The sequence below is a fragment of the Pseudoduganella sp. OTU4001 genome (genome assembly GCF_038440195.1).
GTDB lineage: Bacteria > Pseudomonadota > Gammaproteobacteria > Burkholderiales > Burkholderiaceae_D > Rugamonas.
On the sequence record NZ_JASATG010000018.1, the window covers coordinates 1 to 19,136 of the forward strand.

Here is a 19,136-nt window from a genome sequence, read left to right on the forward strand (position 1 = left end):
GATTTTTTAAAGATCGCTGCTTTCGTTTATCGACGAAGCGTTGTGTTCGTCAGCAGCAGAGAGGCGAGATTATGCGGTACATCGTGCAGCTCGTCAACCCCTTCTTTTCTCACTCTGCAGCGTGTGCTGCGTTGCGAGGGACAGAACTATAGCAAACGATCCGACTGTCCGCAAGGGCAATCTTCTATTCCCGGATTTCTGCATTCTGTCGCACACCTATGGCGGCTTTGCGCAAGGTTATCTACACTTGCCCCATATTCAATAGAAAGCCGCGAATGTTTCCAACCCCGAAAGCCCAAGAAACTGCAAAAACCGTCCTGGCCTGGCTGCACCGTGGCTTTGACGGGATTACCAGCTGGGTCACTCAGTTGTCTTGGTGGAAATTTTTCCTGTTTGCTGCGCTGTCGATGATCGCGGCGTCGATCCTGCAGGATGAGCTGTTCTCGCCATCGCGCAACGAAGAGATGGCGATGCGCTCGCATAAGCGCACGAAGACAGCGGATCCAAACATTACGATTGACGATAGCGGCATCCACTTCAATCCGCGCGCCGGCAAGATCAAGAAGGGCGCGGCGGAAGCCGAGACGCGCGCAGCAGAAGCCGGTGACGACGCGGCCAACGCGGAGGCATCCGCACAAGCGGCTGAAGCCGCCGCCGCGGCTGCTGCAGAAGCTGCCGCCCCTGCCCTGCCGGAAAATCCTGAATCGCCAATGGTGCCCGTGCCGCCGGCACCACCCGCGCCAAAGCCTGGCAAGGGCAAGTTGCCGGTTGCGCCGACTGCTCCTGCCGCGCCGATGCCGGGCGAGGAAGTCCACATTGAACTGCCGCCGCAAATCGGCGAGGAACTGTCGAATGCGCTGGAGCAGGCGGTAGACAGCGCTGCTGAGGAAAAGGTTTCGAAGTACCACAAGCAGGCGTCAACCTGGTTCACCAGCTTCATCACCTTGCTGCTGCTGGCCCTTTTCGCGATGAAGGCCCTGGTTGGCGGCAAGAAGAAGGCAGAAGCCGAAGCCCAGGTCGCGACCGCCGCTGCCGAACGCGAGTCCATGCAGCGCCAGTTGAGTGAAGCAAAGATGCAGATGATGCAGGCTCAGGTTGAGCCGCACTTCCTGTTCAATACGCTCGCTTCGGTGGAGCACTTGATTGAAACCGATCCTCCGCGGGCCTCGGCGATGCAGCGCAGCCTGATCAAATACTTGCGCGCGGTTCTGCCGCAAATGCGCGAAAACAAGCTGACCAGCAGCCTGGGCAGCGAGTCGGACATGGTGGTAGCTTACCTGGCGCTGCTGAAAATGCGCATGGAAGAGCGCCTGACCATCGACTTCGATATCACTGATGGCCTGCGCTCTGCGGCGTTCCCACCCATGATGCTGCAGTCCATGGTTGAGAACGCGATCAAGCACGGCCTGGAAGGCAAGCCGGAAGGCGGCTACCTGCGGGTACGGGCGGAAGTGGCGCACAATAAGCTGCGTGTGATCGTGGCTGACAACGGCCTGGGCTTTGGCGCCAAGCCAAGCACCGGCACCGGCCTTGGCCTGACCAATATCCGCGAGCGTCTGAAGCTCCTGCATGGCGACCAGGCGTCGCTGCGCATCGAGCCCAACCAGCCGAGCGGGGTGATCGCGATTATCGAGGTGCCTTACCAGTTGGCGCGATCAGAATGAGCGATTGCCTAAAGCGGCAATCCATTGAATAATTACTACCTCTTATTTCATCACTTAGAGCACCATGCCTACCGCAATTATTGCCGACGATGAGCGACTGATGCGTGACCAGCTGCGCATGCGCCTGGAACAAGTCTGGCCTGAACTGGAAATCCTCGGCGAAGCAAAGAATGGCGATGAAGCCATTGAACTGGTCAATGAACTGAATCCTGATTTCACGTTCCTGGACATCCGCATGCCGGGCAAGACCGGCATGGAGGCTGCCGCCGAGATCGGCAACAAGAGCAATGTGGTGTTTGTCACCGCTTACGATGCTTATGCGGTGGAGGCGTTTGAGCGCGGCGCGGTCGACTATGTGCTGAAACCGCCAGAGCCTGAGCGTCTGAAGATCACGGTTGAGCGCTTGAAGAGCCGGCTTTCTTCGCCGGCTGCCAGCGCTGCGCAGGGTGCGGATATGGCCGCTATCCTGAGCCAGCTGGCGGAGAAGATTGCGTCGCCTAAGCAGAAGTACCTGCAGTGGATCCAGGCCAGCATCGGGTCGGATCTGCGCATGATTCCGGTGGAGGAGATCCTGTTCTTCCGTTCGGATGAGAAGTACACCTGCGTGCAGACCGATAAATTCGAGGCGCTGATCCGCAAGCCTGTGCGCGATCTGGCGGAAGAACTTGATCCGTCCCTGTTTTGGCAGATCCACCGCGCGACGCTGGTGAATGTGAATGCCATTGAAGGTGTGACGCGCGATATCCGTGGCCGCCACCTGGTGATGATCAAGGGCCGCAGCGATAAGCTGGAGGTCAGCCGCTCCTTCCTGCATCTCTTCAAGCAGATGTGATCCATCTCAAGCCGCTCCTCGGCTTGATGTAATACGGTGTCCTGGTGGCTTGTTGCCGCCAGGAGGCCGACATGAAACATCCCCGTAACCGCAAACAGGGACGCCGTTTTTCCGATTCCGCTTTGGCGGAAATTCGCGAGGACGAGCGCGCGCATATCTCTCGCGAACTGCATGACGACTTGGGCCAGTTGCTGGCCACCTTGCGGGTTGAACTCACTCTTTTGAAACAGCTGCCGGCGGGATCTCCGCAGGCTGGGGCACTGTTGGATAGCATGGATGCGTTGCTGCTGACGGCTATCGGTTCGTTGCGGCGGATTGCGGGCAATCTGCGCCCTCGTGCGCTCGACGAGGGTGGGCTTTATTTTGCACTGGAGTCGCTTCGGCGGGAGTTTGAGCAGCGGTTTGGGATTTGCTGCTTGCTGGATGCTACGCCGGATACACTTGTGCTGGATGAGAGGTATAGCACGGCGGTTTATCGGCTGGTGCAGGAGTCGCTGACTAATATAGCGCGGCATGCGGGGGCGAGATCTGCGCGGGTGCTTCTGCGCTGTTCTGGCGGGGAGCTGTCTTTGGAGATTAAGGATGACGGGCGAGGCATCGGGGTTGGGGATGGCGCCAAGGCCGGGGGACTCGGGCTTCTCGGCATGCGCGAGCGCGTTGCTTCGCTGCGTGGACAAATGACAGTGAGCAGCCCCGCCACCGCCGCGGGCGATGGGGATGGCGGGACGCGGATTGAGATCTGGATTCCGCTGCCGGCTAGTTCTGCGACGGCGGGGGAAGCGGGCGTTGGGTGAAGCGTTTGAATGGGGGCGCGAGGAGGCGTGAGAGGTCGTATTGCTGGACGCTTTGCGCATCAAGCACTTCAATCGCTGGCGAAACCTTGAACGGGTGCGGTTTCTTCTCGATGGCACGCACAGCCAAATCCAGGCTGATACGCGCCTGCAGGATCGTGCCATCGCTCGGCGCGGCAAGCACCCTGCCCGCCTTCACCATCTCCACCACGGGCTCGGTGGCGTAATAGGCGACCACTTTAATGCCTTTCGGCGCCTGGTACTGCGCATAGTTCGCAGCCACTTCCGCCGCGACGGCGTTGCCGAGGACGTAGTCGGGCGCGGCGGCTTGCACATGCCTGCGCACCAGCGCCATCTGGCTGCTGGCATCCGGCGGCGCATAGCCGCCGTGGACCAGTTCAATTTTGAGACCAGCAAGGCGCTGCCGCAGCGCGACTTCCGCATCATTGACCCACCCCGCATCCTTTGGCCCCGGTAGCCAGAGCACCTTGATCGGCCGCCCGCCGGCATCGGCCACAAGATAGCGCAAGGCGGCGTTAGCCATGTCGCCAAAATCCACCAGCGAGCGCGCAGTGACCGCCTTGCTCGTCACGCCGTTAACCAAATCGATCACGGGAATGCCTTTGGCGCGGGCAATATCGATTTCTTTATTGAGGCCATCGGCGGAAATAGCTCCGAGCACAATGGCGTCGGCCTTCTGTTCGATGCAGGAGATGAACTGCGCGCGCTGGGTATCAAGGAATTCATAGCCGCCAGCCTGGTAGATGCCGATGCGAAGGCCAAGCCGGTCCGCCTCCTCCATCAAGCCCCATGAAACGCCCCACCAGTATTTGTCCCGCGCATGCGGCAGGAGCACGCAGATGCGCCATGGGCTGGCCGCGCGGGGAAGCGGTGAATACAAGCCAGGCTTGCCATCCATGGTCGCAGGGACCGGAAACCATTCCGCAGCCAGGACAGCGGAAGGCAGCAAGCTCATTGTAAGTAGCAAGGCGCGCATGGCGCCCAGCATAACAAAAAAAACGGCGGGTCCGAAGACCCGCCAAAGATCATGAATCACCTCGAGAGAGATTACTGCTTACTGCTGGTGCTACAAAACTGCTTAGAAGATGTGACGCACGCCCAGGTTGTAGGCCTTGTCGCCGGTGCCGGCTTCGGTGTTGTTGCCGATGGTGTAGCCGGCGCCGTTCTTGTCGCTCATCTTGGCAACCATTGCATACAGGTCGGTACGCTTCGACAGCGGGTGCAGGTAGCCGATACCAAACTGGTTGGCGTCCTGGTTGTTCTGCTTGTCGTCCTTGCGGATGTAGGAAGCCAGAACGGTGCCCATGCCGGCCTTCACGCCCACGCCCAGCAGCAGGGTCGAGCTGTCAGCGGAAGCTTTAGGAGCGACTTTGTAGCCGTACGCATTGGCCACTGGCAGTGGGGAGCTGCCTGCGCCTTTGTCGGTTTCGTAGCCGAAGTAAGCCTTGGCCACGCCGAAGTCATAGTTGGCGGCCAGCAGGGTGTTCTTTACGCGGTCACGACGCACGGCCGGGGTGGCGCCCACAGCGGCAGTGTCGTTGTTCTTGTTGTTGTGCACCAGGGAGACTTTCAGCGGGCCCTGTGCGTAGTTCAGGCCGAAGCCCAGTTGACGGCCGGCGGTGTTGTCGCCGTTTTGCTCGCCCATACCGTACTGCACGTCAGCGCTGAAGCCTTCAACGGTTGGGGAGGTGTAGACAATGGAGTTGCTCACGCGGGTGCCTGCGCCGCCGGTGGCGAACAGGTTCTTGGCGTTGCCAGCGAAGCCGGCGCCGAATGGGTCAGCGATCTTGGACAGCGCGTTGTACAGCATGGTGTACTGGCGGCCCAGGGTCACTTGGCCCAGGTCTTTGTTTTTCAGGCCCACGAAAGACTGGCGCTGGAACAGCGCTGCGTCGGTTTCACCGGTATCGATCTTGGTGCCGGCTTCCAGCTGGAACAGGGCGGAAGTGCCGCCACCCAGGTCTTCCACGCCGCGGAAGCCGATACGGGAAGCGTTGCCCACGCCGCTGGTCACCTTGGTGACACTGCCGGCGGCGCCGCCGCGTTCACCGACGATACCCGCGTCGGCGATACCGTAGATGGTCACATTGGATTGAGCTTGGGCTTGTGCTGCGAAACCGCCGATGATCAGTGCTGCCAGAGTCAGTTTTTTCACTTGTTGTCCTACAGTGTTGAAGTTGAGGGAAATGTTTCAAACGCAGCTATATTGCCCTCGAATTACTTCAACAATGTGACAGGAAAAAATTACTTCAGGCGGCTTGTCACAACCCAGTAATATTCCGAACGAAGCACCTTAATTTCGCGCGCGGCGATGCCCAAACGCTTGCGCAGCCAGCTGTCGGACGGGTAGTTTTTCATCACTTCGAAGCGGTTTCCGTCGGCATCTTTCTGGAACTCGTAGGTATTTCCGTGCTGGTCGGTGCGCGCCACCGGGAAGCTTTCGCCGTCTACATAGTCTTCGCCCATCAGCACCAGCAGCACGTCCTTGCCGACCTTCTCGCGCAATTGTTTCAGGAATTTGTCCTGCTTTTCGCGGCCCAGCTGGGCCCACAGGAACTCCGCGTAGACGGCCGTGTACTGCCCCGGCTCGACGTCCAGGCTGTCCAGGTCGAGGCTTTCCAGCTGCAGGACCTCATGGTCCTCCAGCAGTTCTTCCACGTGCTCGCGCACTTCGTACAGTTCTTCTTCGTTAATCACAGTTCGTAGTTCTCATGTTCGCCCTTCATCGCCGATTCGATCAGCTTGCGGTTCAGGGTTGGCGCCAGCAGTTCGATGAAGGTGTATATATAGGAGCGCAGGTACGCGCCTTGCTTGACTGCCACGCGCGACACATTCATGCCGAACAGGTGTCCGGCGGGGATGGCGCGCAGGTTGCGGTCACGTTCCGGGTCGAAGGCCATGCCGGCGATGATGCCGATGCCCATACCCAGTTCAACGTAGGTCTTGATCACGTCCGCGTCAATGGCTTCCAGCAGGACATCGGGTTTCAGGCCACGCTTGTCGAAGGCCTGGTCAATGCGCGACCGGCCGGCGAAGGCGGCATCATACGTGATCACGGGATGCTCGGCCACCTCTTCCAGCGTGATCGACTTGATCTTCAGCAGCGGATGATCGGGCGGCACCACCACCACGTGCTCCCACTGGTAGCAAGGCAACGTCACCAGGTTATCCATGCCCGCGATGGATTCGGTGGCGATGCACAGGTCGGCCTGGTCGCGCTGCACCATCTCGGCGATCTGCTTCGGATTACCCTGAAGCAACGAAAGTCGCACTTTCGGGTACTTTTGCATGAAGGCCTGCACCACTTTCGGCAGCGTGTAGCGGGCCTGGGTGTGGGTGGTGGCGATGGTAAAGCTGCCGGAGTCCTGTGCGGCGTATTCCTTGCCGATGCGTTTCAGGCTGTCGATTTCCTGCATGATCAACTCGACCGACGATAAAACCAGCCTTCCCGGCTCGGTCAGACCGCGGATGCGCTTGCCATGCCTTGTAAAAATATCAACACCCAACTCCTCTTCCAGCTCAATGATCGCCTTGGAAACGCCCGGCTGGGACGTGAACAGGGCCTTGGCGGCGTCGGTCAGGTTGTAGTTTTGACGCACGGCTTCCCGTACGAATCGCAGTTGGTGAAGGTTCATTCTTAGTTCTCGTTGGACTCCCCAGCGCTATTTTACGCTGATGCTTATACCTTATCAGCATATAAGCAAATAAAGACTATGTCGTTTGGAATAAGGCCCCAGTTTATTACCATTGATTCCACTTTGGGCATGCCTTACTGGGAAAGCTATGTATCAATACGATCAATACGACCACCTCATCGTCCGCGAACGCATCGCGCAATACCGCGACCAGGTGCAACGCCGCCTGAACGATGAGCTGACCGAGGCCGAATTCCTGCCGCTGCGCCTGCAGAATGGCCTGTATAACCAGCGCCATGCCTACATGCTGCGTATCGCCGTACCTTACGGCCTGCTGGCGTCCAAGCAGATGCGCATGTTTGCCCATATCGCGCGCAAATACGACCGCGGCTACGGCCACTTCACCACCCGCCAGAACATTCAGTTCAACTGGATCAAGCTGGAAGAGTCGCCGGACATCCTGGCCGACCTGGCAACCGTGGAAATGCACGCGATCCAGACCTCGGGCAATTGCATCCGCAACGTGACCTCCGATGAATTCGCGGGTGTGGCGGCCGACGAGATCGTCGATCCGCGTCCGTACGCCGAGGTGCTGCGCCAGTGGTCCACCTTCCACCCTGAGTTCGCCGCCCTGCCGCGCAAATTCAAAGTCGCCATCAACGGCGCCGTGGAAGACCGTGCCGCCATCGCCGTGCACGATATCGGCCTGACCGTGGTGAAGAACGAAGCCGGCGAAATCGGCTTCAAGGTGATGGTCGGCGGCGGCATGGGCCGCACCCCGATCCTGGGCAGCGTGATCCGTGAGTTCCTGCCGCGCGAGCACATGCTGACCTATATCGAAGCGATCATGCGCGTGTATAACCTGCACGGCCGCCGCGATAACAAGTACAAGGCCCGTATCAAGATCCTGCTGAAAGCCGTGGGCGTGGAAGAATTCACCCGCCAGGTGGAAGCGGAATGGGAAGACCTGAAAGGCACCGAGCAGACCCTGACGCTGGAAGAAATGGAGCGCATCATCGCCTACTTCCAGCCGCACGCATACAAGACCCTGCCAGCCATCGATCCGGCTGCAGCCCACGCCGACAACAAGGCGTTCGGCCTGTGGCTGAAGCGTAACGTCAAGCCGCACAAGGTGCCGGGCTACGCCGCTGTGGTGCTGTCGCTGAAGAAGACCGGCGTGCCGCCGGGCGATGCGACCGCCGAACAGATGGACTTCATGGCCGACCTGGCCGAGCGTTACAGCTTTGCCGAACTGCGCGTGACGCACGAACAGAACATCGTACTGGCCGACGTCGAGCAGTCGCAATTGTTCGACCTGTGGCAAGAGATCAAGGCGCAAGGCCTGGCAACGCCGAACATTGGCCTGCTGACCGACATTATCTGCTGCCCTGGCGGCGATTTCTGCTCGCTGGCCAATGCCAAGTCGATCCCGATTGCACAAGCGATTGCGGAGCGCTTCGACCGCATCGACTTCCTGCACGACATCGGCGACTTCGAGCTGAACATCTCGGGCTGCATCAACGCTTGCGGCCACCACCACGTCGGCAATATCGGCGTGCTGGGCGTGGATAAGGATGGCAGCGAATGGTATCAGGTGTCGATTGGCGGCGCGCAGGGCAACAACTCCGCGATCGGCAAGATCATCGGCCCGTCGTTCTCGGCTTCGCAAATGCCGGAAGTGATCGACCGCCTGCTGCAAGTGTATGTCCGCGAACGCACGGAAGAAGAACGCTTCGTCGATACCGCGCAGCGCCTGGGCATCGCCCCGTTCAAGGAATTTGTGTACGCCACCCCGATTGAAACCGCTGGCCGCCTGGTAGGAGAAGACGAATATGCCTAAGCAAATCATCAAGGGCCGCGAAATCGTGGCCGACGACTGGAACCTGCTGCGCGCACCGGCTGCCGAAGACGGCGCCGAGGCCGATGCGGCCACCGTGGCCGCGCTGGCGGTGCCTGCCGGCCGCGTGATCGTGCCGCTGGCGGCCTGGCTGGCGCAGCGCGACGCGCTGTCCGCCCGCGCCGACGCCGGCGAGATCGGCGTCTGGCTGGCGCCTGACGACGATCCACGCGCCCTGCGCGACGACCTGCCGCGCCTGGCGCTGGTGGCTGTCGACTTCCCGAAATTCACCGATGGCCGCGGCTACTCGCACGCCTGGAACCTGCGTTCGCGCCTGGGCTGGACCGGCGAGCTGCGCGCCATCGGCGACGTGCTGCGCGACCAGCTGTTCTCCATGCAGCGCGTCGGCTTCGACGCCTACGACACCCGCCCTGACCGCAGCATTGAGGACGCACTGAAAGGCCTGACCGTCTTCAGCGAAACCTACCAGGCATCGGTCGACCAGCGCGTGCCGCTGTTCCGCCGCCACGCCCGCCCTGCCCCAGCCACCGCCGCAACCGGAGCCTGAACATGAGCGAACTCGCAGCCCGCGTCGGACAGACGCTCGCCACGCTGGAACGTATTGCCCAAGACTATTCGCCGGCGGTATTCGCCTCCAGCCTGGCGGCGGAAGACATGGTCCTGACCGACCTGATTTTGAAGGCAGGCCTGCCGATCGGCATCTTCTCGCTGGAAACCGGCCGCCTGCACAAGGAAACCCTGGGCATGGTGGACCGCGTGCGCGAACGCTATGGCTACGAGATCGCCCTGTATCGCCCGGTGACGGCAGCCGTCACCGACCACATTATCAAGTTCGGCCACAACGCCTTCTACGACAGCGTTGAGCTGCGCAAGGAATGCTGCCGTATCCGCAAGGTCGAACCGCTGGGCCGCGCGCTGCAAGGCAAGAAAGCCTGGGTCACCGGCCAGCGCCGCGCGCAATCGAGCACCCGCGCCGAGCTGTCGGTGCAGGAAGACGACGCCGCGCACGGCATGCAGAAGTTCAATCCCCTGGCCGACTGGTCGGAAGAGGAAGTCTGGGAATACATCCGCGGCAACGAAGTGCCATACAACCCGCTGCATGACCAGGGCTTCCCTTCCATCGGCTGCGAACCGTGCACCCGCGCCATCCAGCCGGGCGAAGATGTCCGCGCCGGCCGCTGGTGGTGGGAAAAACCGGAATCGAAGGAATGCGGCCTGCACCTGGTCGACGGCAAATTGGTCCGAATTAAGAAAGTAGCCTGAACATGAACGCACTGGTAGAACAACAAGTCAATTCGCGCCACCTGGACGCGCTGGAATCGGAAGCGATCCACATCATGCGCGAGGTCGCAGCCGAATGCTCGAATCCAGCCCTGCTGTTCAGCGGCGGCAAGGATTCCGTGGTCCTGCTGCGCATCGCCGAGAAGGCCTTCCGTCCTGGTAAATTCCCCTTCCCGCTGGTGCACATCGACACCGGCCACAACTTCCAGGAAGTGATCGAATTCCGCGACCGCCGCGTGGCCGAACTGGGCGAGCGCCTGATCGTCGGCTCCGTCGAAGAATCGATCAAGAAGGGCACCGTGCGCCTGCGTAATCCGCAGACCGACTCGCGCAATGCGGCGCAAGCCGTGACGCTGCTGGAAACCATCGCCGAACACGGCTTCGACGCCTGCATCGGCGGCGCCCGCCGCGACGAGGAAAAAGCCCGCGCCAAGGAGCGTATCTTTTCCTTCCGCGACGAATTCGGCCAATGGGACCCGAAGGCGCAGCGCCCGGAACTGTGGGACCTGTATAACACCCGCGTCCACCCAGGCGAGAACATGCGCGTGTTCCCGATCTCGAACTGGACCGAGCTGGATGTGTGGCAGTACATCGCCCGCGAAAAACTGGCCCTGCCATCGATCTACTTCGCGCACGAGCGCCAGGTGATCCCGCGCAACGGCCTGCTGGTGCCGCTGACCGACCTGACCCCGGCGCGTGAAGGCGAGACCGTCGAAACCCGCGTGGTGCGCTTCCGCACCGTGGGCGACATCTCCTGCACCTGCCCTGTAGCTTCCGACGCAGCCGACGTGGATTCGATCATTGCCGAAACCGCTGTCACCGAAGTTACTGAACGCGGCGCCACCCGGATGGACGACCAGACCTCCGAAGCATCGATGGAAAAACGCAAGAAGCAAGGATATTTCTGATGAACGCACTGAACGACAACCTGAACCAGCGTAACCTGCTGCGCTTCATCACCGCCGGCTCCGTCGACGACGGCAAGAGCACCCTGATCGGCCGCCTGCTGTTCGACAGCAAGGGCATCTTCGCCGACCAGCTGGCTGCCGTATCGCGCGCCAAGCATAAGCGCACCGTAGGCGACACCATCGACCTGTCCCTGCTGACCGACGGCCTGGAAGCCGAGCGCGAACAAGGCATCACCATCGACGTGGCCTACCGCTACTTCGCCACGCCGAAGCGCAAATTCATCATCGCCGACACCCCGGGCCACGAGCAGTACACCCGCAATATGGTAACCGGCGCCTCCACCGCCGACGCCGTGATCATCCTGGTCGACGTGTCGAAAGTGAAGCTGCGCGAAGACGGCGGCGTGGACCTGCTGATCCAGACCAAGCGCCACTCCACCATCGCCCACCTGCTGCAGATCGAGCACGTGGTGGTGGCCGTGAACAAGATGGACCTGGTGAATTACGACCAGGACGTCTATGAGCGCATCGTCAAGGCCTACCGCGAATTCGCAGACACCCTGGGCATCAAGCACGTGACCACCCTGCCGCTGTCCGCACTGGCCGGCGACAATGTGGTCGAAAAGAGCGAGCGCATGGGCTGGTACCAGGGCCCTACCCTGATCGAGCTGCTGGAAGACCTGTCGGTGTACGACGAGTCGCACGCTTCCTCCTTCCGCTTCCCGGTGCAGCTGGTAGCGCGCCACAACGGCCACGAAGCAAACGACTTCCGCGGCTACATGGGCCGCATTGAAGCAGGCAGCGTCGCGGTAGGCGACAAGCTGGTGGTGCAGCCTTCCGGCCAAAGCGCCACGGTGAAAGAGATCGTCACTTTCGACGGCTCGATCCCGTTCGCCTCCGCCGGCCAGTCGGTCACCATCGTGCTGGAAGAATACGTGGACGTGTCGCGCGGCGACCTGCTGGCCTCCAGCGCGCAGCCGGCCACCCTGCTCAAGCAAGTCAGCGCCGATGTGTGCTGGCTGTCGGAGGAGCCGCTGGACCTGCGCCGCAAGTACTGGATCAAGCACGGCACCAAGCAGACCGCCGCCAAGATCACGAAAATCGACTCGATCCTTGACATCAACACCCAGCAGCGGCACGATGCAGAGGCGTTGAAGCTGAACGACGTGGCGCGCATTGCGCTCACCGTGCAGCAGCCGCTGGCGGCCGATGCCTACTCGGACATCCGCGCCACCGGCGCCTTCATCCTGATCGATGAAGTCACGCACCAGACAGTCGCCGCCGGCATGATCCGCCTCGGCGAGTAATTCATCGCCAAGGAGCCTGCGCAATGCCATACGGGAAGGTGTATCTGATTGGAGCTGGACCCGGGGCGCAGGACTTGATCACCATGCGTGGCGCACGCCTGCTGGCCCAGGCCGATGTGGTGCTGTACGACGCGCTGGTGACAGCGGAAATGCTGGAACTATGCCCGCAGGCCGAGAAAATCTCGGTCGGCAAACGGGCCGGCCAGCGTTCGGCCGCGCAGGAATTCATCAACCAGCAACTGGTTGAATGCGCGGCACGCTATCAGCTGGTCGTGCGGCTCAAGGGCGGCGATCCGATGCTGTTTGGCCGCGCCGACGAGGAATTGTCGGCGCTGGAGAAGCACGGCATCGAGGTCGAAGTCGTTCCCGGCATCACCACCGCTGTTGCTGCCGCAGCCGCCACCCTGCAGCCGCTGACCAAGCGAGGGGTGGCGCGCAGTGTGGCCTTCTTTACCTCCTCCACAGCGCCGGGGCATCCGGAAGAGCTGACGATCCCTTCCACCGACACGCTGGTCCAATACATGGGCGGCCGCGAGGCGATTGCGACTGCCACCAACCTGCTGGCGCAGGGACGCGCGCCGGAGACGCCGGTGGTGGTGATTGAGAATGTTTCTCGCCCGGACCAGCGGATTGAGCGCATCACCCTGGCCGAGTTGGCGCATGGTTTGCCGGCCGCGCATGGGCCGGTGCTGGTCATGCTGGGCAACGCCATGGCGGCGCGGGCGCACCAGAACCGGTAAACCGGTACCTGAACCGCAGGGTCAGGTACCGGTTTACCGGTTTGGGCGTAAAATACCGACCTCGCAAAAAGAGAGGTAAAAGATGAGCCAAGCCCACGACATCCTGGAGCGCGCCCGCAACGCACGCCTGGCAGGCAAATACGAAGACGCCCTGCGCGACCACCTGTGGTTCCATGAGCACGCGCTCGAAGAAGACCCAGGCCTGGCCGGCGTCCGCCTGTCCTTCGCGCTGCGCGACTGGATCTACCTGGCCGAACAATTTCCCCTGGCCCGCCGCGCCCTGCAGGCGATCCGCGACCGCGACACCCAGCGCATCCTGAACGGCGCCGCCACCCTCGGGCTCTTCCAGGACGTCAGCGCCATCAACAGCGCCCTGGGCGACGACCGCGCCACCCACGAACTGTTCACCCAACTGGACATCCAGCTGCCCGACCTGGCCAAGGACTGCGCCGACCTGGCCCTGCCTGCCCTGGTCGCGGTGGAAGACTTCCAGCTGGCGCGCCGCTACCTGCCCGACCCGGTAGCCCGCATCACCGCCCTGGCCACCCGCGTCAACGACTTCGCCGCAGAAATGGCCAAGCGCGGCAACACCTCATCCGCCCCGCAACTGCTGGCCTTCGTGCTGAACTACGCCAAGGAAGTACGCCTGGTAGTGGAAGTGCTGCGCCGCCTGGGCGAAGATGAAGAAGTGGCCAAGGCCAGCAGCGCCGCCCTGGAAGCTTTGAAATCGGACGCTTTGCGCGACGCCGTCCAGCGTGAATTCGAAAATCCCGGCAGCACCATCGCCGCCATGGTGGCTCACGCCAAAGGCGAAGGCAAGGAAGACAAGCAGTAATCCGTCATCGCCCTGAGCACGTCCGGGTCCTCGCCCACCGCGCCCACGGCGCGGATCGCGACACCCGGATGCGCCAGGCGCATCTCATCCAGGAGCAGCGGCAGGTCACGCAGCACATGGCCGCCCTGCCCCAGGAATACCGGCACCACCGTCACATCATCCACGCCCTTCGCGGCCAAGTCCGCCACCCGCTCCGGCAGGCGCGGCGACATCAGCTCCAGGAAAGCCAGCGACACGTCGACATCCGGCGCACGTGCGGCGACCATGTCACGCAGGCGCTCGAACGGCGCCGCCCAGCTGGCGGAACGCGCGCCGTGCGCAAACAGCACCAGTGCCCGGCCGCCCATGCTAGTGCCGCTCCACCCAGTAAAGCGCGGCCAGCGCCAGCAGCAGATACAGCAAGCTAGGCATCAGCGCGGTGAGGAAGGCCGGCAGCGCCGACAGCAGGCCGATATGCGAGAACAGCGTATTCACCAGCAGGAAGCTGACGCCGATCATGATGCCGATGAAGATCTTCAGGCTCACGCCGCCGGCGCGGGTGTGCAGGTAGGCGAAAGGCAGCGCCAGCGCCATCAGCACGAAGATCGCCAGCGGGTCGAACAGCTTTTTCCAGAAGGCGATCTTGAAGCGCTCCGTGCCCTGCTTGTTCTCCTGCAGGTGGCGCGTGTAGACCGCAAGTTCGGCTGCCGACATGCGCTCGGGATCGGAGCGCGACACCGACAGGATCTTCGGCGTGATTTCGGAGATCAGCTCCTTGGTAGCGTACTGCTTGATCTCCACCGCGCCGGATGCCTGGGCAAAGTTATTGGCCAGGTTGGCTTCCGCGCCTTCCACGGCCAGGGCCGGGTTGCTGAAGATATTCTCGGTCACCTCGTTCAGGCGCCAGGTGTTTTTGCCCTCGAAGACGGCGGTCTTCGCCAGGGTCATGGTGCGCAGGCGGAAAGCGGTATCGAAGTCATACAGCTTGACATCGATCAGCTGGCCGTCCGAGCGCACCTCGCGCACATTGAAGAAGCGCGTACCCAGCGTGACGCCGGTCATGCCCTCGCTCTTGATAATGTCCTTGGTCCACATACCGGAGCGGAACTCCGACGACACCGTCGCACCGCGCCCGGTCAGGCGCAGTTTCTCCGCCAGCGGCGCCAGGCGCGGCGTCACCAGCTCGCCGAAGATGAAAGCGATGGCAACCAGCACCACGCCAACCTTGCCGACCATAACGGCGGCCATGCGCGTGGACATCGATGCCGCACGCATGATCGTGAATTCCGATGTCGAAGCAAACTGCGCCATCGTATAGATGGTGCCGATCAGCGCCGCCACCGGCAGCACCTCATTCACGTGCTGCGGGATCATGGCCAGCGTGAACAAGGCCGCGTGCTCCATGCCGTAGCCGTTCTTGCCCACCACCGGCAGCTCGCCGGTCAGGTCGAAGAAGGCTTGCAGGCCGAGCAGCGCGGCCAGCGCGAACGCCACCGACTGCAGGATCGAGACAAAGAAATAGCGCTGCAGGATCTTCATTTTCCGCCTCCGCGCTTGAAGGCCGCCCACAGGGCGCGCGGATGGTAGCGGTGGTTCACGTTCAAACGCCAGGCGAACAGCGCCAGCACGGTGACAGCCATGCCCAAATGCAGCGGCCACCAGGACATGCCGAAGTTGAACTTGCCGCGGCGGATACCGGATTCAATCACCGTGATCAGGTTGTTATAAGTGAAGAAGATCAGCACCGCAATAATCAGGTTGGCGGCACTACCGGCGCGCGGATTAACAAAGCCAAGCGGAATCGCAAGCATCACCAGCGCCGCGCATGCCAGCGGCTGCGACAGGCGCCACATCAATTCTGCCTTGGCCGGCTCGCTGCCTGCCGCCACCAGCTCCATGGTCGGCAAGGACCTGACTTCCTTCTGCCCGCCCGACTCCGACGCCTGCTGCGACACCCGCATGCTGTAGCGCTCAAATTCCATGCTCTGGAAATCGGCGTCGCCCGGCTTGCCCTGGTAGCGGCGGCCGTTTTTCAATACCAGGTGGCGGTCGCCCGATGGCAGCGTCTCGATCACACCCTCGCTGGCAACGACCACGGAGGTGCCCTTGGCATCGACCTGGTTGACGAACACATTGCGCACCACGGCGCTGCTGCCCGACACGCCTTCAACAAAGAAGATGCGGTTGGCCGAGGAGGATTCCTTGAACTGCCCCGGCGACACCTTCTGCAAGTCTTCGCGCTTGGCGAAACGGTCCACGTACTCCGCGCTTTTCGAGCGCGCCCACGGGGTTGCATAGAAACTGAGCACGCCGGTCGTCACGATCAGGGGCAAGGCATACATCAGCACCGGCTTGATGAAACGGGTCAGGCTGACACCGGACGCAAACCACACCACCATCTCCGAATCCTTGTAGATGCGGGTTACCACCATTAACACGGAAATAAAACTGGTGAAAATCAGGACAATTGGCAGATAATTCAGGGCTGCGAACGCAATAAGCGCGATGACATCGCCAGGCGCAACCTTACCGCCGGCGGCTTGCCCGAGAATTTTGATCAGGGTCCACGTCAGAAGGATCGAGAACAGAACCGTAAAGGAAGCCCCGGCAGAGCTGACCAGCTCACGGCGGAGGGCGCGATGGAAAATCATTCGACGTTTATAATTCGTTCTACAAAATTAAGGAGAAACCAAATGGACTTTAGCATAAAAGCATTCGACGCCAAGAACACCATCGCCACCGCCAAGAGCGGCTGCGTCGTGGTCGGCGTCTTCGAAAACAAGAAACTCTCGAAAGCGGCTAAAGCCCTCGACAGCGCCGGTGAAATCACTGCAGCGCTGAAGTCCGGCGACATCACCGGCAAAGCCGGCACCACCCTGCTGCTGCGCGGCCTGAAGGGCGCGGCCGCCGAGCGCGTGCTGCTGGTAGGCCTGGGCAGCGACGAAGCCGTCGCCGAAAAAGCCATCGCCTCCGCTCTCGGCGCCGCCATCAAGGCGCTGGGCACCGTGGCTTCGACGGACGCTATTATCGCACTGCCACTGGATGAAGTGAAAGGCCGCGACGTCAACTGGGCTATCCGCACCGCCGTCATCGCCGGCCGCGAAGCCGTGTACCGCACCGACGTACAGAAATCCAAGAAAGACCCAGCCTGGACCGGCCCTAAGAAAGTCGCCCTGGCCGTCGCTAATACCGCCGCTACCAAGCTGGCGCTGTCGCAGGCGGTCGCCATCGCCAACGGCATGGAGCTGACCAAGGACCTGGGCAACCTGTCGGCCAACGTCTGCACCCCGACCTACCTGGCCAACACCGCCAAGAAGCTGGCCAAGGACTTCGGCTTTGAAGTCGAAATCCTGGACCGCAAGCAGATGGAAGCCCTGAAGATGGGTTCCTTCCTGTCCGTCACCAACGGCTCCGAGCAGGCGCCTAAATTCATCGTCCTGAAGCACAAAGGCGGCAAGGCCAAGGAAGCCCCGACCGTCCTGGTGGGCAAAGGCATCACCTTCGACACCGGCGGCATCTCGATCAAGGCCGGTCCTGGCATGGATGAGATGAAATACGATATGTGCGGCGCCGGCTCCGTGCTGGGAACCTTCCGCGCGATCGGCGAGATGGGCCTGAAGTCCAACGTGATCGGCATCGTGGCCGCTTGCGAAAACATGCCTTCCGGCCGCGCCACCAAGCCGGGCGACATCGTCACCTCGATGAACGGCCTGACCATCGAGATCCTGAACACCGACGCCGAAGGCCGCCTGATCCTGTGCGACGCGCTGACCTACGCTGAGCGCTTCAACCCGGCCGCCGTGATCGACGTGGCGACCCTGACCGGCGCCTGCATCGTGGCCCTGGGCCACCACAACAGCGGCATCTTCGCCCGTGACGACGACGCCGGCAACGCGCTGGCGGACGCCCTGCTGGCATCCGGCAAAGCCACCGGCGACACCGCATGGCGCCTGCCGATCGGCGAGCAGTACAACGAGCAGCTGAAGTCCAACTTCGCCGACCTGGCCAATATCGGCACCCCTGGCGGCGCATCCTGCACCGCTGCCGCCTTCCTGGAAAACTTCACCCGCAAGTATCCATGGGCGCACGTCGATATCGCCGGCACCGCCTGGAAATCGGGTGGCGCGAAAGGCGCGACCGGCCGTCCAGTCCCGCTGCTGGCCAACTTCCTGATCGGCCGCGCAGGCTGATAAAAAAAAGCCGGGGGAACCTGGCTTTTTTAATAGATGGACGTCGGTGACGGTTGCTGCGGCGGTGCACCGCGTGCGGCGGCGCCCTCCCCGCGCTGCAGGATCACTGTCAGCGTGGATGGCAGGTCGAACCCGGCGCCAGTCTGCTTGTCGACATACTGGCCCGCGCCCAGCGTAAAGATGATATTGCCCCACTTGGATGCATTCTGGCGCGCTTCGATCTGATCGAAGGCCCAGACATCCTCGCGGCGACAGTCGACCACGAGCGGCTGGGTGCTCTTGTGCACCGTCACCCGCCCGGGAGAAGTGACAAACCAGCGCCCCTTATCGTTCGACAGTACGCAGCCGATACCGGACACCTGCTGGTGGTCCAGCACAGTCTGCACGAGTACCGTCTGCTCAGTCGAATCGAACAGGGTTGCGCAACCGCCCAACGCCGCTGCGGCCAGGGCAGCGGACGCGGCTCGGCTCAGCCTGAATGGCAGACTCATTCGCCCGATTGGGCTTTTTTCTGCTTGAGGCCCTGGATGACGTGCATGATATCGTCCATGCCCCCGCCACCACCCAGCCCCTGGAACGCGTCGAGGACTTCGTTCAGGACTTGGTTACGCACTTCTGCGTCGGCTGTAGCCATAGCAACTGGTCGCTGGGCCGAGGCCGTGGCAGCGCGTGCCGCCGTCGCTTCCTTGGCCGACTTGCGGCCAGCTGGCGACTTGCCATGTTCCAGCGCCGCTTGCCAAATCAGCCAACGACGTTGCGTTTCGTAGACCAGATACTCGTCTGGCTTGTCTTCGCGCCGGCGGACGATCTGACCGTCCTTTTGCGCCCATGCTTCGAATGCAGATCGCATGTTATTCCTTTAATGTGCAGTGCCTGTTAAATCGGAATTAGTTTCCGTATATTACCACTTATTGACGTACGGCAATACTCTATCCGTTGCAAATAAGCAAAAATACCCAGCTTCGAGGAAACAACTTCGATACCAACCTGTTTGTCTAATTACGTTTACGGTTGTTGATAGCGTAATTTTAGTACCAATCTGATAACTATGAAGCACTATTGGAAATTTTTTTTTCGCTGCGCCCTTTTTGCTAC

The 19,136-nt window shown here is 61.6% G+C and carries 20 protein-coding genes; 11 read left to right on the forward strand and 9 right to left on the reverse strand.

The window, feature by feature from the left end:
* Positions 1 to 275: 275 nt before the first annotated feature.
* The 3 genes from AAHE99_RS16690 (at position 276) to AAHE99_RS16700 (ending at position 3,290) form a co-directional block, all read left to right on the forward strand.
* A complete protein-coding gene (locus AAHE99_RS16690) occupies positions 276 to 1,664 on the forward strand; it encodes a sensor histidine kinase (RefSeq protein WP_342118482.1) in 1,389 nt (462 codons plus the stop codon).
* 64 nt (positions 1,665 to 1,728) lie between these two features.
* The gene (locus AAHE99_RS16695) at positions 1,729 to 2,496 is read left to right on the forward strand and encodes a LytR/AlgR family response regulator transcription factor (protein ID WP_342118483.1); all 768 of its coding nucleotides are present in this window, start codon (positions 1,729 to 1,731) and stop codon (positions 2,494 to 2,496) included.
* 71 nt (positions 2,497 to 2,567) lie between these two features.
* Positions 2,568 to 3,290 carry a sensor histidine kinase gene (locus tag AAHE99_RS16700; protein WP_342118484.1) on the forward strand — a complete coding sequence of 241 codons (723 nt, stop codon included), beginning with the start codon at positions 2,568 to 2,570 and terminating at the stop codon, positions 3,288 to 3,290.
* On the opposite strand, the gene torT is transcribed toward AAHE99_RS16700, so the two are convergent.
* The 4 genes from torT to AAHE99_RS16720 form a co-directional block, all read right to left on the reverse strand.
* Positions 3,253 to 4,263 (reverse strand): TMAO reductase system periplasmic protein TorT, encoded by a 1,011-nt coding sequence (gene torT, locus AAHE99_RS16705; RefSeq protein ID WP_342118485.1) that lies wholly within the window; start codon positions 4,261 to 4,263, stop codon positions 3,253 to 3,255. The two genes, AAHE99_RS16700 and torT, sit on opposite strands and share 38 nt — an antisense overlap.
* 123 nt (positions 4,264 to 4,386) lie before the next feature.
* Positions 4,387 to 5,463: a porin gene (locus AAHE99_RS16710; protein WP_342118486.1), complete on the reverse strand. Its 1,077-nt coding sequence runs from the start codon at positions 5,461 to 5,463 to the stop codon at positions 4,387 to 4,389.
* An 89-nt stretch (positions 5,464 to 5,552) separates the two neighbouring features.
* Positions 5,553 to 6,005 (reverse strand): hypothetical protein, encoded by a 453-nt coding sequence (locus AAHE99_RS16715; RefSeq protein WP_342118487.1) that lies wholly within the window; start codon positions 6,003 to 6,005, stop codon positions 5,553 to 5,555.
* Positions 6,002 to 6,943, reverse strand: a complete 942-nt coding sequence (locus AAHE99_RS16720) for a CysB family HTH-type transcriptional regulator (protein WP_342118488.1) — start codon at positions 6,941 to 6,943, stop codon at positions 6,002 to 6,004. The genes AAHE99_RS16715 and AAHE99_RS16720 overlap by 4 nt, the downstream gene beginning before the upstream one ends.
* Before the next feature lie 148 nt (positions 6,944 to 7,091).
* Between AAHE99_RS16720 and AAHE99_RS16725 the strand changes: the two genes are divergently transcribed.
* The 7 genes from AAHE99_RS16725 (at position 7,092) to AAHE99_RS16755 (ending at position 13,872) form a co-directional block, all read left to right on the forward strand.
* Positions 7,092 to 8,783, forward strand: a complete 1,692-nt coding sequence (locus tag AAHE99_RS16725; RefSeq protein ID WP_342118489.1) for a nitrite/sulfite reductase — start codon at positions 7,092 to 7,094, stop codon at positions 8,781 to 8,783.
* On the forward strand, positions 8,776 to 9,348 hold the full coding sequence (locus tag AAHE99_RS16730; RefSeq protein ID WP_342118490.1) for a DUF934 domain-containing protein: 573 nt from the start codon (positions 8,776 to 8,778) through the stop codon (positions 9,346 to 9,348). The genes AAHE99_RS16725 and AAHE99_RS16730 overlap by 8 nt, the downstream gene beginning before the upstream one ends.
* A 2-nt stretch (positions 9,349 to 9,350) precedes the next feature.
* Positions 9,351 to 10,064, forward strand: a complete 714-nt coding sequence (locus tag AAHE99_RS16735) for a phosphoadenylyl-sulfate reductase (protein ID WP_342118491.1) — start codon at positions 9,351 to 9,353, stop codon at positions 10,062 to 10,064.
* Between the two features lie 2 nt (positions 10,065 to 10,066).
* Positions 10,067 to 10,990: a sulfate adenylyltransferase subunit CysD gene (gene cysD / locus AAHE99_RS16740; protein ID WP_342118492.1), complete on the forward strand. Its 924-nt coding sequence runs from the start codon at positions 10,067 to 10,069 to the stop codon at positions 10,988 to 10,990.
* On the forward strand, positions 10,990 to 12,297 hold the full coding sequence (locus AAHE99_RS16745; RefSeq protein WP_342118493.1) for a sulfate adenylyltransferase subunit 1: 1,308 nt from the start codon (positions 10,990 to 10,992) through the stop codon (positions 12,295 to 12,297). Before cysD ends, AAHE99_RS16745 begins: the two co-directional genes overlap by 1 nt.
* A gap of 23 nt (positions 12,298 to 12,320) precedes the next feature.
* On the forward strand, positions 12,321 to 13,037 hold the full coding sequence (gene cobA / locus AAHE99_RS16750) for a uroporphyrinogen-III C-methyltransferase (protein WP_342118494.1): 717 nt from the start codon (positions 12,321 to 12,323) through the stop codon (positions 13,035 to 13,037).
* Between the two features lie 82 nt (positions 13,038 to 13,119).
* Entirely contained in the window at positions 13,120 to 13,872 is a 753-nt protein-coding gene (locus tag AAHE99_RS16755; protein WP_342118495.1) for a hypothetical protein, read from the forward strand.
* Here AAHE99_RS16755 and AAHE99_RS16760 read toward each other — a convergent pair.
* The 3 genes from AAHE99_RS16760 to lptF are packed head-to-tail and all read right to left on the reverse strand — an operon-like array spanning position 13,836 to position 16,502.
* The gene (locus AAHE99_RS16760; protein ID WP_342118496.1) at positions 13,836 to 14,219 is read right to left on the reverse strand and encodes a sirohydrochlorin chelatase; all 384 of its coding nucleotides are present in this window, start codon (positions 14,217 to 14,219) and stop codon (positions 13,836 to 13,838) included. The two genes, AAHE99_RS16755 and AAHE99_RS16760, sit on opposite strands and share 37 nt — an antisense overlap.
* Position 14,220: 1 nt before the next feature.
* The gene (lptG, locus tag AAHE99_RS16765; protein ID WP_342118497.1) at positions 14,221 to 15,390 is read right to left on the reverse strand and encodes an LPS export ABC transporter permease LptG; all 1,170 of its coding nucleotides are present in this window, start codon (positions 15,388 to 15,390) and stop codon (positions 14,221 to 14,223) included.
* Entirely contained in the window at positions 15,387 to 16,502 is a 1,116-nt protein-coding gene (gene lptF, locus AAHE99_RS16770) for an LPS export ABC transporter permease LptF (RefSeq protein ID WP_342118498.1), read from the reverse strand. Before lptF ends, lptG begins: the two co-directional genes overlap by 4 nt.
* Before the next feature lie 42 nt (positions 16,503 to 16,544).
* On the opposite strand from lptF, the gene AAHE99_RS16775 reads away from it, so the two are divergent.
* Positions 16,545 to 18,041, forward strand: a complete 1,497-nt coding sequence (locus tag AAHE99_RS16775; RefSeq protein WP_342118499.1) for a leucyl aminopeptidase — start codon at positions 16,545 to 16,547, stop codon at positions 18,039 to 18,041.
* Between the two features lie 29 nt (positions 18,042 to 18,070).
* Here AAHE99_RS16775 and AAHE99_RS16780 read toward each other — a convergent pair whose 3' ends face one another.
* Positions 18,071 to 18,532: a hypothetical protein gene (locus tag AAHE99_RS16780; protein WP_342118500.1), complete on the reverse strand. Its 462-nt coding sequence runs from the start codon at positions 18,530 to 18,532 to the stop codon at positions 18,071 to 18,073.
* Positions 18,529 to 18,891 (reverse strand): hypothetical protein, encoded by a 363-nt coding sequence (locus AAHE99_RS16785; protein WP_342118501.1) that lies wholly within the window; start codon positions 18,889 to 18,891, stop codon positions 18,529 to 18,531. Before AAHE99_RS16785 ends, AAHE99_RS16780 begins: the two co-directional genes overlap by 4 nt.
* Positions 18,892 to 19,136: the final 245 nt, after the last annotated feature.